We start from the raw sequence: 13,991 nt of genomic DNA, 5'->3' as shown, positions 1-13,991 counted from the left end.
TGCCCTCCGGATTCCGAGAGGGGAACGACAAGTGCGAAGAGTTCTGGCGGGAGCAGCGGCGCTCGCGCTCATCACCGCGGGCCTGGTCACACCGGCCGCAGCGACACCTCCCGCGCAACCGGAGAAGCAGGAGACGCGGCAGTCCGACGAGCAGCCGCACGAGCTGGAGGTCAAGCGCCGCGCGTTGAAGCAGCAGGCGCTGGCCGACGTGCTGACCGGCGAGGCGACGACCGAGAAGCGCGGCAGCAGCACCGTCGCGAAGGTCGGCAAGAAGCGGGACAAGGATCAGTACGTCGAGCTGAAGCGGGAGAAGACCGACAAGATCTTCGTGATCCTGGCGGAGTTCGGCAACGAGCGGCACCCCGACTTCCCCGACCGCGACACCAACCCGAACACGCCGGGCCCGCAGCGGTTCGACGGCCCGGTGCACAACCAGATCCCCGAGCCGAACCGGGCCGTGGACAACACGACGATCTGGCGCCAGGACTTCAGCCGCCAGTACTTCCAGGACCTGTACTTCAGCCGCAAGAAGGACGCCAACTCCGTCGCGAACTTCTACGACAAGCAGTCGAGCGGCAGGTACACGGTCACCGGCACCGTCACCGACTGGGTGAAGGTCCGCTACAACGAGGCCCGCTACGGCCGCAGCAACGGCTACCCGTGCGCCGACAACATCTGCAACAACTCGCGCGAGCTCATCAAGGACGCCGTCACGCAGTGGGTCGCGGACCAGAAGGCCGCGGGCAGGACGACCGAGCAGATCAAGGCCGCGCTCGCCCAGTACGACGAGTGGGACCGCTACGACTACGACGCCGACGGCGACTTCAACGAGCCCGACGGCTACATCGACCACTTCCAGATCGTTCACGCCGGTGGCGACCAGGCCGACGGTGATCCGTGGCAGGGCGAGGACGCGCTGTGGAGCCACCGCGGCTACGCGTTCAAGAACTACTCGACCGGCCCCGGCACCAACAAGCTCGGCGGCGCGCAGATCGGTGACACCGGCATCTGGGTCGGCGACTACACCGTGCAGCCCGAGAACGGCGGCGTGAGCGTGTTCGCGCACGAGTTCGGGCACGATCTCGGCCTGCCCGACCACTACGACACCAACGGCGGTTCGAACGGCGTCAACTGGTGGTCGATCATGGCCCAGAACCGGGTGAACGCGCCGGGCGAGGCTCCCGGTGAGCGCGCCAACGAGTTCTCCGCGTGGGACAAGCTGCAGCTGGGCTGGCTCGATTACGAGGTCGCGGTCGCGGGTCAGGAACGCGTCTTCGAGCTCGGCCCGCACGAGTACAACACCGCCAAGGCCCAGGGTCTCGTCGTCGTCCTGCCGGACATCTCCAAGTCGTTCGACTACGGCGCACCCTTCGCGGGCGGCAGGATGTGGTGGAGCGAGAAGGGCAACGACCTCGACCACTCCATGACGGTCCCGCTGGACCTGCGCGGCAAGACCACGGCGTCGTTGTCGCTGAAGGCCCATTACGACATCGAGGCGGACTACGACTACCTCTACGTCGAAGCGTCCAATGAGGACGGCAGCTGGACGCAGCTCGACGGCGTCGCGAACGGTCAGCCCTTCCAGCGCGACTCGGCCGACGCGCCCGCTCTGAGCGCGTCCTCCGGCGGGCAGTGGGTCGACCTGACCGTTCCGCTGGACGCCTACGCCGGCAAGAACACCAAGCTGCGGCTGGCCTACCGCACGGACGGTGCCCTTGCGCTGCAAGGTTTCTTCGCCGACTCGATCACCGTGACGGCCGACGGCGCCCCGGTGCTCACCGACGGCGGCGAGACTGCGGGCGTGTGGGCCACGCGCGGCTTCCGCACGACCGAGGGCAAGGAAACCAAGACGTTCGACCAGTTCTACATCGCGTCGAACCGCACCTACGAGTCGTACGGCAAGTACAACCGCACCGGCCCGTACCGCTACAGCTTCCCGGACAAGCCCGACTACGTGGAGCACTTCCCGTACCAGGACGGCCTGCTGGTGTCGCTGTGGAACACCTCGTTCCTCGACAACAACGTGAGCGAGCACCCCGGCGAGGGCCTCATCCTGCCGATCGACGCCAACCCGGCGCCGCTGTACAACCTCGAGGGCCAGCGCTGGTCGCCGTCCGTCAGCGGCTACGACGCGCCGTTCTCGCTGCAGAAGTCGGACTCCTTCACGTTGCACGTCAACGGCAAGGCCTCCTACATCCGCGGCGCGGCGGCCCAGCCGGTGTTCGACGACACCAAGCAGTTCTGGTTCGCCGAGCAGCCCAACGCGGGCGTGAAGCTGCCCGCCGCGGGCGTCGGCCTGCGGGTGCTGCGCCAGTCCGGTACGTCGATGACGGTGAAGCTGTACAAGACGAAGTAGTTTGCTCGTATGACAGCTGCTTCGGACATGCTGGCCGTCGCCGTCGAAGAGGCGCGGATGGGACTCGCCGAGGGCGGAATCCCCATCGGCGCGGCACTCTTCGACGGCGACGGCCGTCTGCTGGGCCGCGGCCACAACCGCCGCGTGCAGGACGGCGACGCCTCGATGCACGCCGAGACCTCGGCCTTCCGCAACGCTGGCCGCCAGCGCAGCTACCGAGGCACCACGATGGTCACGACGTTGTCGCCGTGCTGGTACTGCAGCGGCCTGGTCCGCCAGTTCGGCATCTCGAACGTGCTGATCGGCGAGGCCACGACGTTCTACGGCGGCCACGACTGGCTGGCCGAGCACGGTGTCGGCATCACGATCGTCGACGACCCGTCGCTGATCGAGCTGATGACGGCGTTCATCGCCGAGCGCCCCGAGCTCTGGTACGAGGACATCGGCCAGGATTGATCCTTTGACCCGGAGCGCGCTCCAGGTCGTAGGTTCGGACCATGGCTTCTGTGCTCATCACCGGCGCGAACAAGGGCCTCGGCCTGGAGACCGCCCGTCAGCTCGTCCGCGCGGGCCACGCGGTGTGGCTGGGCAGCCGGGACTCCGGCCGCGGCCGTGCGGCCGCGTCCGAGGTGGGTGCGCGGTTCGTCCAGCTCGACGTCACCTCCGACGAGTCGGTGGCCGCCGCCGCGAAGACCGTGGAACAGCTGGACGTGCTGGTCAACAACGCCGGAATCGCCCCGGAGTGGACGCCTTCCGGGGTGGTCGGCGCCGACGCGGTGACCGCCGACCTCATGCGGGAGACGTTCGAGGTCAACCTGTTCGGCCTGGTCCGGGTGCTGCACGCCTTCCTGCCGCTGCTGGAGCGGTCCGCCGCGCCGGTCGTGGTGAACGTGAGCAGCCGGCTCGCCTCGCTGGCCACGGCGGCTGCCGGCACGGGCTATCCCGGTGTCGCCTATCCGGTGTCGAAGGCCGCGGTCAACATGGTCACGGTGCAATACGCGAAGGCGTTCCCGCGGATGCGGATCAACGCGGTCGAGCCCGGCTTCACCGCCACCGATCTGAACCGTGGCAGTGGACGGCAGACCGTCGAGCAGGGCGCCGAGATCATCGTGCGGATGGCGCAGATCGGGCCGGACGGGCCGACCGGCGGCTACTTCGACGCTTCAGGGCCTCTTCCCTGGTAGCGCTCGCGGCGGCTCGGCGAAGGCCCCGGTCAGGACGTGAAGCGCTCCTTCGCCTCGTCCATCGAGCCCAGGATCGTGAACACCGTGTCCAGCCCGGTCGCCTCGATCGGCCGCAGTGCGGCACGCGCCGACGCCACGATGACGAACTCGACTCCGGCCCGCGAGGCTCGCTGCTGCCCCAGCACCAGCGCCTCCAGCCCGGCGGAGCCGAGGAACTTCACGCCGCCGAGATCCACGAGGACGGCCCTGTTCTCCGACACCACGTGACTGTCCAGCGGAGCGGTCAGTTCGCTGCTGCTCGTGGTGTCGAGCTCTCCGGACACGTGCAGCACGACGACGTCGGGTGCGATCCGGTCGACGACCACGGAGGCCAGCGCGGTGGGGTCGGGCACGGTTCTCCCTCCTGAGCGAATCGGGGTGTCAGCACCCCACGTTAACGCGCCCCTGCGGGAGCAGCCACCGCCCCCGCAGTGAGGTGCGTCCCGCCTGCACCGACGCGTGGACGTGCTGGGTCAGGCGGGCGTGCAGTTCGTGGCACACCGTGAAGCCGAGACGGACGTCGTCTGGCGGGCACTGGACGGGCAGCAGCTGGGCGAACGGGTCGCCGCCGATCGTGTCGACGGCGGTCAGGAAGCCGACCAGGGCTCCCACCAGGCGCTGGTGCAGGCCGAACAACGACATCGCGTTCACCAGGGCCAGGGTCGGGGCGGGCATTTCGTCGACGCCGACGGGATCGAGGTCGCGCAGCGTCACCGTGAACAGCACCGAGTGCGTCCGCTCGGACCGGGTGCCGTAGGCGTCACCCTGGATGTCGCGCAGCACCGAGCGCATCTCGCGGCGCGGCTGCCAGAACGCGTGGTGCTTTCGCAGTTCGGCCATGCCCTCGTCGGAGAGCTCCGCGTGCTGGGTCGACTCGGTGAGCGAGCGGAGGCCTGCTTCCCAGCGCTCTTCCAGAGCCGCGTGGAACTGGGCCAGCGCCGGGTGGTCCTCCCAGGCCGCGTGCACGTCGTCGAAGCCGCGCATGCGCAGTTCGTAGCAGATCCACAACGACAGCTGGAGATCGTCGTCGAGGAAGATCTCCCTGGTGCCCCCGCTGACGAGCAACGCCGGCCTCGGCACCGGCGGACGACGGAGGGCGGCGACCAGAGCCGAGCTCATGTGGCCGCGGGGAGCGGGCAGGCGCATCAGGTTTCCTCACGCGTTCGGGCGATCAGCATGTCCACAAGGGACTCGGGGTCCGGGCAGCGACGTTGCCTCGAGGCACCACAGCCGTTGTGGCGCAGCCAGTCCAACTGGCGCTCCACAGTAGACAGAGTGCCGCGATCGCGCAGCGCGACGGCCACGTGATCCACGAGCTCCACCGCCCGGTCGAACGCGGGGGAGAGTTTTCCGGTGTGTGGATCGGCGGCCAGTCCGTCGACCCCGTCGCGCGACGCCCGCCAATATGCCGCCAGCAGCACGGGATCGTCCACCCTCTGTTCGGAGGGTTCCGTCACGACGAGAGCCCGGATCAGTTCCGCGAGAACCGCGACTTCCGTTGCCAGTTGCGGAATGTCCGCAACGCGCACCTCAACGGTCGGATGATCGGCCGACGGCCGCACGTCCCAGTACACCATCGCCCTGTCCATCAGGGCTTCCGAGTTGATGAGCGCCGAGACGGTCCGGTCGTAGTGGTCGGGCCCGTCCCAGTGCGGAGGCGGCCCGCTCACCGGCCAGCGCGACCACACCATCGACCGCCAGCTCGCGTAGCCGGTGTCCTCTCCGGCGTAGTACGGGGAGTTCGCGCTCAGCGCCAGCAACGTCGGCAGCCACGGACGCAGTTTGTTCGACGCCGCCACCGCTTCCGCCTTCGAGGAGACACCCACGTGCACGTGCAGTCCGCACGCACCCTGCCCGATGACGAGTCTTCGGTGGGAGTACTCGATCCGGTGATATCTCGGGTCATCCGTTCCGGGAGGGGGACCGGCCTCGCCGAGCGGCGGCATGCCCGTGGCCACGAGCCGGCACCCGGCCTCGTCGGCGGCCCGCACCAGCGTCCGCCGCGCCGAGCGGACCTGCTCGTCCAGTTCCTCGAAGGAGTGCGTGACGCCGGTGGCGACCTCGATCTGGAACGGCGTCAGCTCGCCCTGCACGTCGAGGTCACCGGGCGCGCGGGAGATCTCCCTGACCCGTGGCGCCGCTGCTACCGGCCGCCGCGTTTCGGGATCCACGAGAAGGAACTCTTGTTCCACACCGACCGTGTAGTGATTCATCGGCGAGCGGGTACCCGCATTCCGTGCTGATCAACCACGAGGTGCCCGCATGAGACTGCGCCGCAGCGACCCGGCAGGACCGGGCTGGACCCGCCGCAGACACGGCAGCGGTTTCCGCTACCTCGACGCGACCGGGCAGCGCCTCGCCCCCGAGGACGTGGCGAGGGTGAAAGCGCTGGTCATTCCCCCTGCCTGGCGTGAGGTGTGGATCTCGCCGCACCCCAACGGCCACATCCAGGCCGTCGGCTACGACGACGCGGGCCGCCGCCAGTACCTCTACCACGAGAAGTGGCGCACCGACCGGGACGCCGAGAAGTTCGACCGGGTCCTGAAACTGGCCCCGCGGCTCAAGAGGTTCCGCGAGCAGATCGAGAAGGACATGAGGTCGCGGGGCCGCACGCGGTTGCTCGCCATCGCGCTGCGGATGCTCGATCTCGGCGTCTTCCGCGTCGGCCACGAGGAGTACGCCGAGGAGAACGGCACCCACGGCGTGGCCACCCTCCTCTGTGAACACCTCTCGGTGCGCGGCGACCGGGTCCGGTTCCGCTTCCCTGCCAAGCACGGCGTCGAGGTCGACGAGGAGATCACCGACCCGGTGCTCGCGCGGGCCGTGCGGGGACTGCTCAAGGACAAGACGCCGGACTGCCGCGTCTTCGACCTCACCGCCGACGACGTCAACGAACGCTTCCGCGAGCTGGTCGGTGACGAGTTCAGCGTGAAGGACCTCCGCACGTGGCACGCCACCGTGCACGCCGCCCAGGCGTTCGCGGCAGCTCTCGGGGAACGCGGCAAACCGACGAAACGAGCGATCAGCGCGGTCATGAAGGAGGTGGCCGAACACCTGGGCAACACGGCGGCCGTTGCGCGGAAGTCCTACGTGGACCCTCGTCTGATCGAGGCGTTCGAACGGGGAGAGGTCATCGGCAAGGGCGACCCGGAACGCGCCGTGCGGAAGCTGCTCACGAAGTCGTGAGCGCCGCCACCCGGTCGCACTGGCGGCACCAGACGGCGCCCTGAGCCGCCGCGAGCGCCGCGAACCCGGCCAGCAGGTGCAGCACGTTGCTGCCGGGGTTCACGTTGAGCACGTTCACAACGCCCTCGTCGTACCTCGCGGCGCCGAGCCCGAACACGATCAGCGACAGCGCGGCGACGAGCAGCGCGCCGGTGCCGAGTGCCTTCAGGCTGCGGAACGTGAGCAGCAGGACGACGCCCAGAACGACGTGGATGGTGTTCTGCAGGGGGTTGACCCGCAGCCACAGGATCCAGGTGTCGGACTGGCCGGCGAACGGTGAGAAGCCCGTGACGAAGAACCCGGCGATTCCCCAGAGAGCGAGCAGGGCACCGGTGCTGATCGCCAGCTTCTGGGGCCACCGCAACCGGTTCATGCTGCCAGTATCGCGAAGACCGGGCATCCGCGCTCGCTCATTTCAGTCGTCTGCCAGAAGGTTGTTGCGCAGCTGCTCCAACGACTTGGTCAGCAGCCGCGAGACGTGCATCTGGGAGATCCCGACGCGCCGCGCGATCTCCGTCTGGGTCAGCCGGCCGAAGAACCGCAGGACCACGATGGTTCGTTCGCGCCGGGGAAGGCCCCGCAGCATCGGCTGCAGGGCCTCGTGGATCTCGACGCCTTCGAGGGCCGGGTCGTCGACCGTCGAACCCTCCAACGCGTCGAGGGGCGCGAACGCGACGTTCTTCTCGACGCGCAGCCCCTCGTAGACGTCGGAGAGCGGCACCGCCAGGTGCCGGGCGATCTCGGAGGGAGTAGGAGATCGCCCGGTCTTGTGCGACAGCTCGGCGGTCGCGCCGTCGATCGAGTCGCACAGCTCCTTCAGGCGGCGCGGCACCCGCACCGCCCAGCACTGGTCGCGGAAGTGCCGCCGCACCTCGCCGGTGATCGTGGGCACGGCGTAGGACAGGAAGTCCGTCTGCCGGCCCACGTCGTACCGGTCGATCGCGTTGATCAGCCCGACCGCGGCGACCTGCGCGAGGTCTTCCATGGGCTCGCCGCGTTCGCTGAAGCGGCGGGCGATGTGCCTGGCGAGCGGGAGGTACTCGCGCACCAGACGGTCCCGCAGCGCGTAGTAGCGCGGCGAGTCACGTCCGGTGCGGGCGAGCTCCTCAAACGCCGCCTGCTGATCTGGCGTCAACGTGCACCACGATCAGACCTGGGGCGGCGGCGTCACGTCGCCCCGCCATGCGCCGGTCTCGGTGCCTCGGTTCTCGATGAACTCCTTGAACCGCTTCAGGTCGCCTTCGATCCGATGGCCGACGACGCCGAGCGCGGCGCCCGCCTTCTCGGTGAAGGTCTCCGGGTCGTACTCCATCTGGAGATGGACCCTGGTCGTGTCGTTGTCGAGCCGGTGGAAGGTGACCACGCCACCCTGCGGCGGTCCGTCGACCGTGGTCCACGCGACGCGCTCGTCCGGGTGCTGTTCGGTGATCTCCGCGTCGAACTCGCGGACGACCCCGCCGATCTTCGTGGTCCAGTGGGTCCTGGTCGGCGTGACCTGGTCGATCTTCTCGACGCCGTCCATGAACGCCGGGAAGGACTCGAACTGGGTCCACTGGTTGTAGGCCGTGCTCACCGGCACGTGGACGTCCACCGACTTCTCAATGGTGGTCACGAAACCTCCTCCTCTGAGTTGTCGTCACCAGGTGAGTACCCAAGTCACGCGTTGTCACACATCGTGTTCGGTCCACTCTGGACGGACACGGAGAGTGGTGGACCAATCGCGACCTGCGCATCACGAAATCGCGCACGGTAGTCATATCGGACGTGATCCAGGTCATACTGATCGGCATCGCAGGCCCTAGGAGGCGCCGGTGCTCGAGGCGAACAACCTTGAGGTTGTCTACGACGACGTGATGCTGGTGCTCCGGGGCGTGAGCCTCAAGGTGCCCAAAGGTCGTGTCGTCGCGCTGCTCGGAGCCAACGGAGCAGGCAAAACAACGCTGATGAGGGCGTTCAGCGGCCTGCTCGACGTGCACGACGGCAAGGTCACCAAGGGCTCCATCACGCTCGACGGTGAACCGATCCACCGCCTCTCACCTGCTCGGATCGCCGATCGAGGCATCAAGCAGGCGCTGGAGGGCCGCAGAATCCTCGCCGAGCTCACCGTCGAGGAGAACCTCAAGGTTGGCGGCCACGCGCGACCGAAACGCCTCAAGCAGAACCTCGACCGCTGCTACGAGCTGTTTCCGAGGCTGCAGGAGCGGCGCAGGCAGAGCGCCGGCTACCTGTCCGGCGGCGAGCAGCAGATGCTCTCGATCGGCAGGGCGCTGATGTCCGAGCCCGAATACCTGCTGCTCGACGAGCCCAGCCTCGGCCTCGCGCCGCTGCTCGTGCAGCAGATCCGCGACCTGGTCGTGAAGATCAACGAACAGGGCACCACGGTCCTGCTGGTCGAGCAGAACGCCAGCATGGCGCTGTCCATCGCTGACCACGGCTACGTGCTGGAGACCGGCAAGGTGGTCATGGACAAGCCCGCGGCCGCCCTGCTCGCCGACGACGACATCCGCGAGTTCTACCTGGGGCTCGGCACCTCCTCGTTTCGTGCGGTCAAGCACTACAAGCGCAGGAAGCGGTGGCTGTCATGAGCGTTCTCGAGGTCACCGACATCAGGCTCGCGTTCGAGGGCGTCATCGCCGTCGACGGGGTGTCGTTCGAGGTCGGCGAGAGCGAGCTCTTCGCCGTCATCGGCCCGAACGGCGCGGGCAAGACGTCCATCTTCAACGTGCTGAGCGGCGTCTACCGGCCGCAACAGGGCAGCGTGCGGTTCAACGGCGAGGATCTTGTCGGGATGCGGCCGCACCGGATCGCCGCTCGCGGGATGTCTCGAACGTTCCAGAACATCGAGCTGTTCTCGCACCTCACGGTCGTCGACAACCTCATGCTCGGCCGCCACAACCACATGCGGTACGGCCCGCTGTCCGCGTTCCTGTGGCTCGGGAGGGCTCGGAACGAGGAGCTGAAGAACCGCAGCGCGGTCGAGGACGTGATCGACTTCCTGGAGCTGGAGCAGTGGCGCCGGTTCCCGGTCGGCCTGCTGCCCTACGGCGTGCAGAAGCGCGTCGAGCTGGGCAGGGCGCTCGCGATGGAGCCGAAGCTGCTCCTGCTCGACGAGCCGGTCGCGGGCATGAACGTCGAGGAGACCGAGGACATGGCCCGGTTCATCCTCGACGTCCGCGAGGAGCTGAACATCCCGATGATCATGGTGGAGCACGACATGGGCCTCGTGATGGACCTCGCCGACCGCGTGATGGTCATGGACTTCGGGCGCCCGATCCGCACCGGCACGCCCGCCGAGGTGCAGGCCGATCCGGACGTCATCCGCGCGTACCTGGGCGAACAGCACCGGAGCGTGACCACATGACCACCACCGTCGTCACCCGCGTCAAGGACCGGGCGGCCAGGACACCGGACCAGATCGCGTTGCGCGCCAAGGACTTCGGCATCTGGCAGGAGGTCTCCTGGGCGCAGTACTGGGCGAACGTCGAGCTCGTCGGGGACGCGCTGCTGTCGCTCGGGTTGCAGCCCGGCGACCGCGTGGCCATCCACTCCGAGAACCGCCGCGAGTGGCTCTACGCGGACCTCGGCATCGTCGCGGCCCGCGGCATCACCGTCGGCCTGTACCCGACGAACCCGGCGTCCGAGGTCGCCTACCTGCTGTCGCACTCCGGCGCGCGGATCCTCATCGCCGAGGACCAGGAACAGGTCGACAAGGCGTTGCTCGTGCTGGAGGACACGCCCGACCTGGAGTGGATCGTCTACCTCGAACCGCGCGGCATCAGGGGGCGTTACGACAACCCGAAGCTGTTGTGGTGGGACGACTTCCTCGCGATGGGCGCGCGCTATCGCGACGAGCACGGCGACGAGCTGGCCGCGCGGATGGCTCAGACCGAGCCCGGCGACGTGATGACGTTGATCTACACGTCCGGCACGACCGGGCCGCCCAAGGGCGCGATGCTCACCGTGGCGAACGTCGAGTTCGCCATCCACGTGCTGGTGGAGGGCGGCGGTTTCACTTCGCCACCGCCGTCCTCCGCCGACGTCACGCTGTCCTACCTGCCGTTGTGCCACGTCGCCGAACGCATCTTCACCACGTGGTTCAGCGCCGCTTCCGGGGTGCAGGTGCACTTCGCCGAGTCCATCGAGACGGTGCAGGCGAACCTGCGCGAGGTGCAGCCGACCATCCTGTTCGGCGTGCCGCGCATCTGGGAGAAGGTGCTGGCGGGCGTGACGATCGGTGTGTCGTCGGCTTCGTGGCTGAAGCGGACGGTCACCCGGTTCTGGCTGAAGCGCGCGGAGTCGATCGGGACGACGCTCGTCCGGACCGGTGGCACGCACACGGCGTCGAGCCGGTTGATCTACGCGATCGGCTGGCTGTTCTGCTTCCGCGCGCTGAAGACCAGGATCGGCATGCGGTACGTGCGCTACGCCTCGTCCGGTGCCGCACCGATCGCGCCGGACGTGCTGAAGTTCTTCATGGGCATCGGCGTGCCGATGCACGAGGTCTACGGCATGACCGAGAACACCGCCGTGGCAACGGGAAACCGGCCGGGCAGGGTCAAGGTCGGCACCGTCGGCGAGCCGCAGCCGGGGATCGAGCTGCGGATCGACTCCGAGACGGGCGAGATCCTCACCCGGCACGGCGGCACGTTCGCGGGCTACTGGCGTGATCCCGAGGCGACCGCCCGCGTGATCACCGACGGCTGGCTGCACACCGGTGACGTCGGCGAGTGGGTCGCCGGCACGCACGTGAAGATCACCGACCGGATGAAGGACATCATCATCACCGCAGGCGGCAAGAACATCGCACCGTCCGAATTGGAAAACGCTCTGAAGACCTCGCCGTACATCAAGGAAGCCGTGGTGATCGGCGACCAGCGGGCGTACCTCGTGGCGTTGATCGGCATCGAGTACGAGACGGTCGGGCACTGGGCGCAGCAGCGCAAGATCCCCTACACCACCTACCGGGACCTTTCGGAGAAGCCCGAGGTCCTGGAGCTGGTGCAGCAGATCGTGAACGAGGTGAACGCGAAGTTCGCCTCCGTCGAGCAGATCAAGAAGTTCCGCATGTTCCCCAAGGAGCTCGACCACGAGGACGGCGAGCTGACCGCGACGCAGAAGGTGAAACGGGCCGCGCTGGGCAAGATGTTCGACGACCTCGTGGAGTCGATGTATGGATGAGTTCCTGCAGTCGTTGATCCGCGGCCTCGGCACCGGGTCGATCTACTCCCTGCTCGCCTTGGGCTTCGTGATCATCTACAAGTCGACGCAGGTGATCAGCTTCGCGCAGCCGGCGTTCATGCTGGCGGGCGCGGTGCTGGTGTCGTACCTGGCACCGGAGGTGTCGTTCTTCGGCGCGGTGCTCGTGGCGGCGGTGGTCATCGCCGTGCTGGCGCTGGGCGTGGAGCGCACGGTGCTGCGGCCGATGGTGGGCAAGCCGGTGTTCGTGGTCGCGATCATCACGATCGGCGTGGACGTCGTGGTCAGGGTGGTGACGAACGCGTTCATCGGGCTGGACGTGCGGCAGGTCGGCGATCCCTGGGGCCTGACAACGGTTTCGTTCCTGGGTGCCGAGGTGCAGCAGCGGTATCTGGTGATGATCGGGACGACCGCCGTCGTGACGGTCGCGCTGTTCGCGTTCTTCCGGTACTCGCGGATCGGGCTCGCGATGCGCGCGGTCGCCTACGACCAGGAAGTCGCGCTGGCGCAAGGGATTTCGGTCGGGTCGGTGTTCGCGCTGTCGTGGGCGCTGGCGGGTGGCCTGGCCGCGTTGGCCGGGGTGTTCGTCGCGACCGGTGCCGGCGTCGACCAGCAGCTGTGGATCGTGGCGCTGAAAGCGTTGCCCGCGATCATCCTCGGTGGACTGGAGTCGTTGGGCGGCGCGGTCGTCGGCGGGCTCGCGGTGGGGATCGTCGAGTCGCTCTTCGGGACCTACCAGGGTGATTTCGCGCCGTGGCTCGGGCCGAACTTCGCACTCGTCGCACCGTATGCGTTGATGCTGCTGGTGTTGCTCGTCAGACCATATGGGTTGTTCGGCAAGAGGGAGGTGGAACGGCTGTGAAGGGACCGAAGACCATCAAGGGCAGGCCAGAGCTGTACACCTCTTATGCGCAGGACATGGCGTTCCTGAACACGCGCCCGAAGCGTGTCTCGGTGTCGGCGCTCGTCGTTCTCGCTCTGCTGGTCCCGTTCCTCATCACGGACGACCTGCTGCAGTTGCTGGCGACGGGCTTCGTGGCGGCGATCGGCGCGATCGGGCTGAACATCGTCACGGGCTACGCGGGTCAGGTCTCGCTGGGGCACGCGTTCTTCCTCGCGATCGGTGCGTACACGGGTGCGGCGCTGTCGGGTCCCGAGACCGGGCGGGTGATCGGGTTCGGCATCACGTCGCTGCCGATCTGGTTGCTGGCCTCGGGTCTGGTGGCCGCGTTCTTCGGCGTGCTCGTGGCGCCGGTGGCGGTGCGGTTGCGCGGGCTCTACCTCGCGATCGTGACGCTGGGACTGGTCTTCCTGGGAGAGCACGTGTTCCGGGAGTGGACGTCGCTGACCGGCGGGCCGGGAGTCGGGCGGCCCGCGGCGATCCCCGAGCTCTTCGGGGTGCGGCTGGACCGGGACAACGCGCTGTTCACCGCGGCACAGCAGCTGTATCTGGTGATGTTCGTGCTGCTGGTGATCTTCGGTGTGCTGGCGCGGAACCTGGTGCGGTCGCGGGTGGGCAGGGCGTTCGCGGCCGTGCGCGACAGGGACCTGGCCGCGTCGGTCATCGGCGTGGACCTGACGAAGTACAAGGTGCTGGCGTTCGCGGTGTCCTCGTTCTACGCGGGCGTCGCTGGCGCGTTGCTGTTCGTGGTGAACGGGTTCTTCGACCCCGGCTCGTTCAACCTGCTGTTGTCAGTGCAGTACATCGCGATGGTGCTCATCGGCGGCGCGGGCACCATCTCGGGCGCGATCATGGGAGCGCTCTTCATCACGCTGCTGCCACGCATCACCAGGGAACTGCCCGCGGTGCTGCCGTTCATCAGTGGTGACGCCACCGGTGCGATCACGGTCTTCCAGGTGGAGGCCGTGCTCTACGGCGTGCTCATCATCGTGTTCCTCATCGTCGAGCCACGCGGGTTGTTCGGCATCTGGGTGCGCGTCCGCAACTACTGGCGCACCTGGCCGTTCTCGTACTGAGGAGAATCGCCATG

Annotated in this window: 15 protein-coding genes; 9 read left to right on the top strand and 6 right to left on the bottom strand. The window is 67.9% G+C overall.

Annotation, left to right across the window (positions count from 1 at the left end; translation table 11 throughout):
- Window positions 1-31: 31 nt before the first annotated feature.
- The 3 genes from IEZ09_RS28180 to IEZ09_RS28170 are packed head-to-tail and all read left to right on the top strand — an operon-like array spanning window position 32 to window position 3,540.
- Complete coding sequence (locus tag IEZ09_RS28180; protein WP_189256799.1) at window positions 32-2,356, top strand: immune inhibitor A domain-containing protein; 2,325 nt, start codon at window positions 32-34, stop codon at window positions 2,354-2,356.
- 9 nt (window positions 2,357-2,365) lie between these two features.
- On the top strand, window positions 2,366-2,812 hold the full coding sequence (locus IEZ09_RS28175) for a nucleoside deaminase (protein WP_229813018.1): 447 nt from the start codon (window positions 2,366-2,368) through the stop codon (window positions 2,810-2,812).
- A 41-nt stretch (window positions 2,813-2,853) separates the two neighbouring features.
- On the top strand, window positions 2,854-3,540 hold the full coding sequence (locus tag IEZ09_RS28170) for an SDR family NAD(P)-dependent oxidoreductase (RefSeq protein WP_189256798.1): 687 nt from the start codon (window positions 2,854-2,856) through the stop codon (window positions 3,538-3,540).
- A 29-nt stretch (window positions 3,541-3,569) separates the two neighbouring features.
- Here IEZ09_RS28170 and IEZ09_RS28165 read toward each other — a convergent pair whose 3' ends face one another.
- Genes IEZ09_RS28165 through IEZ09_RS28155 form a run of 3 tightly spaced genes read right to left on the bottom strand, consistent with a single transcriptional unit; the run spans window position 3,570 to window position 5,792 of the window.
- Window positions 3,570-3,932: an STAS domain-containing protein gene (locus tag IEZ09_RS28165; protein WP_189256797.1), complete on the bottom strand. Its 363-nt coding sequence runs from the start codon at window positions 3,930-3,932 to the stop codon at window positions 3,570-3,572.
- Window positions 3,933-3,960: 28 nt separating this feature from the next.
- The gene (locus IEZ09_RS28160; protein ID WP_189256796.1) at window positions 3,961-4,725 is read right to left on the bottom strand and encodes an iron-containing redox enzyme family protein; all 765 of its coding nucleotides are present in this window, start codon (window positions 4,723-4,725) and stop codon (window positions 3,961-3,963) included.
- Window positions 4,725-5,792 (bottom strand): carboxylate-amine ligase, encoded by a 1,068-nt coding sequence (locus IEZ09_RS28155; RefSeq protein ID WP_189256795.1) that lies wholly within the window; start codon window positions 5,790-5,792, stop codon window positions 4,725-4,727. Before IEZ09_RS28155 ends, IEZ09_RS28160 begins: the two co-directional genes overlap by 1 nt.
- Before the next feature lie 49 nt (window positions 5,793-5,841).
- Between IEZ09_RS28155 and IEZ09_RS28150 the strand changes: the two genes are divergently transcribed.
- Window positions 5,842-6,765, top strand: a complete 924-nt coding sequence (locus tag IEZ09_RS28150; protein ID WP_189256794.1) for a DNA topoisomerase IB — start codon at window positions 5,842-5,844, stop codon at window positions 6,763-6,765.
- Here the strand turns inward: IEZ09_RS28150 and IEZ09_RS28145 are convergent.
- Genes IEZ09_RS28145 through IEZ09_RS28135 form a run of 3 tightly spaced genes read right to left on the bottom strand, consistent with a single transcriptional unit; the run spans window position 6,752 to window position 8,416 of the window.
- A complete protein-coding gene (locus IEZ09_RS28145) occupies window positions 6,752-7,177 on the bottom strand; it encodes a DUF4383 domain-containing protein (protein WP_189256793.1) in 426 nt (141 codons plus the stop codon). The two genes, IEZ09_RS28150 and IEZ09_RS28145, sit on opposite strands and share 14 nt — an antisense overlap.
- A 42-nt stretch (window positions 7,178-7,219) precedes the next feature.
- Window positions 7,220-7,939, bottom strand: coding sequence for a SigB/SigF/SigG family RNA polymerase sigma factor (locus IEZ09_RS28140; protein ID WP_189256792.1), 720 nt, complete (start codon window positions 7,937-7,939; stop codon window positions 7,220-7,222).
- Window positions 7,940-7,951: 12 nt separating this feature from the next.
- A complete protein-coding gene (locus tag IEZ09_RS28135) occupies window positions 7,952-8,416 on the bottom strand; it encodes an SRPBCC family protein (protein WP_189256791.1) in 465 nt (154 codons plus the stop codon).
- Window positions 8,417-8,615: 199 nt separating this feature from the next.
- On the opposite strand from IEZ09_RS28135, the gene IEZ09_RS28130 reads away from it, so the two are divergent.
- The 5 genes from IEZ09_RS28130 to IEZ09_RS28110 are packed head-to-tail and all read left to right on the top strand — an operon-like array spanning window position 8,616 to window position 13,977.
- Window positions 8,616-9,389 carry an ABC transporter ATP-binding protein gene (locus IEZ09_RS28130; protein WP_189256790.1) on the top strand — a complete coding sequence of 258 codons (774 nt, stop codon included), beginning with the start codon at window positions 8,616-8,618 and terminating at the stop codon, window positions 9,387-9,389.
- Window positions 9,386-10,165, top strand: coding sequence for an ABC transporter ATP-binding protein (locus IEZ09_RS28125; protein WP_189256789.1), 780 nt, complete (start codon window positions 9,386-9,388; stop codon window positions 10,163-10,165). The genes IEZ09_RS28130 and IEZ09_RS28125 overlap by 4 nt, the downstream gene beginning before the upstream one ends.
- Window positions 10,162-11,982, top strand: a complete 1,821-nt coding sequence (locus tag IEZ09_RS28120; RefSeq protein ID WP_189256788.1) for an AMP-dependent synthetase/ligase — start codon at window positions 10,162-10,164, stop codon at window positions 11,980-11,982. Before IEZ09_RS28125 ends, IEZ09_RS28120 begins: the two co-directional genes overlap by 4 nt.
- The gene (locus IEZ09_RS28115) at window positions 11,975-12,862 is read left to right on the top strand and encodes a branched-chain amino acid ABC transporter permease (RefSeq protein WP_189256787.1); all 888 of its coding nucleotides are present in this window, start codon (window positions 11,975-11,977) and stop codon (window positions 12,860-12,862) included. The genes IEZ09_RS28120 and IEZ09_RS28115 overlap by 8 nt, the downstream gene beginning before the upstream one ends.
- A complete protein-coding gene (locus IEZ09_RS28110; RefSeq protein WP_229813017.1) occupies window positions 12,859-13,977 on the top strand; it encodes a branched-chain amino acid ABC transporter permease in 1,119 nt (372 codons plus the stop codon). The genes IEZ09_RS28115 and IEZ09_RS28110 overlap by 4 nt, the downstream gene beginning before the upstream one ends.
- Window positions 13,978-13,991: the final 14 nt, after the last annotated feature.

The organism is Lentzea flava, from assembly GCF_014648475.1.
Classification (GTDB): domain Bacteria; phylum Actinomycetota; class Actinomycetes; order Mycobacteriales; family Pseudonocardiaceae; genus Lentzea; species Lentzea flava.
Note: the sequence above shows the minus strand (reverse complement) of the source record. Positions and strands in the feature narration are given on the sequence as shown.

Coding starts and splice junctions, on each gene's coding strand:
- IEZ09_RS28120 (WP_189256788.1), top strand. CDS start 10,162: ATGACCACCACCGTCGTCACCCGCGTCAAGGACCGGGCGGCCAGGACA.
- IEZ09_RS28150 (WP_189256794.1), top strand. CDS start 5,842: ATGAGACTGCGCCGCAGCGACCCGGCAGGACCGGGCTGGACCCGCCGC.
- IEZ09_RS28175 (WP_229813018.1), top strand. CDS start 2,366: ATGACAGCTGCTTCGGACATGCTGGCCGTCGCCGTCGAAGAGGCGCGG.
- IEZ09_RS28125 (WP_189256789.1), top strand. CDS start 9,386: ATGAGCGTTCTCGAGGTCACCGACATCAGGCTCGCGTTCGAGGGCGTC.
- IEZ09_RS28115 (WP_189256787.1), top strand. CDS start 11,975: ATGGATGAGTTCCTGCAGTCGTTGATCCGCGGCCTCGGCACCGGGTCG.
- IEZ09_RS28155 (WP_189256795.1), bottom strand. CDS start 5,792: ATGAATCACTACACGGTCGGTGTGGAACAAGAGTTCCTTCTCGTGGAT.
- IEZ09_RS28145 (WP_189256793.1), bottom strand. CDS start 7,177: ATGAACCGGTTGCGGTGGCCCCAGAAGCTGGCGATCAGCACCGGTGCC.
- IEZ09_RS28160 (WP_189256796.1), bottom strand. CDS start 4,725: ATGCGCCTGCCCGCTCCCCGCGGCCACATGAGCTCGGCTCTGGTCGCC.
- IEZ09_RS28170 (WP_189256798.1), top strand. CDS start 2,854: ATGGCTTCTGTGCTCATCACCGGCGCGAACAAGGGCCTCGGCCTGGAG.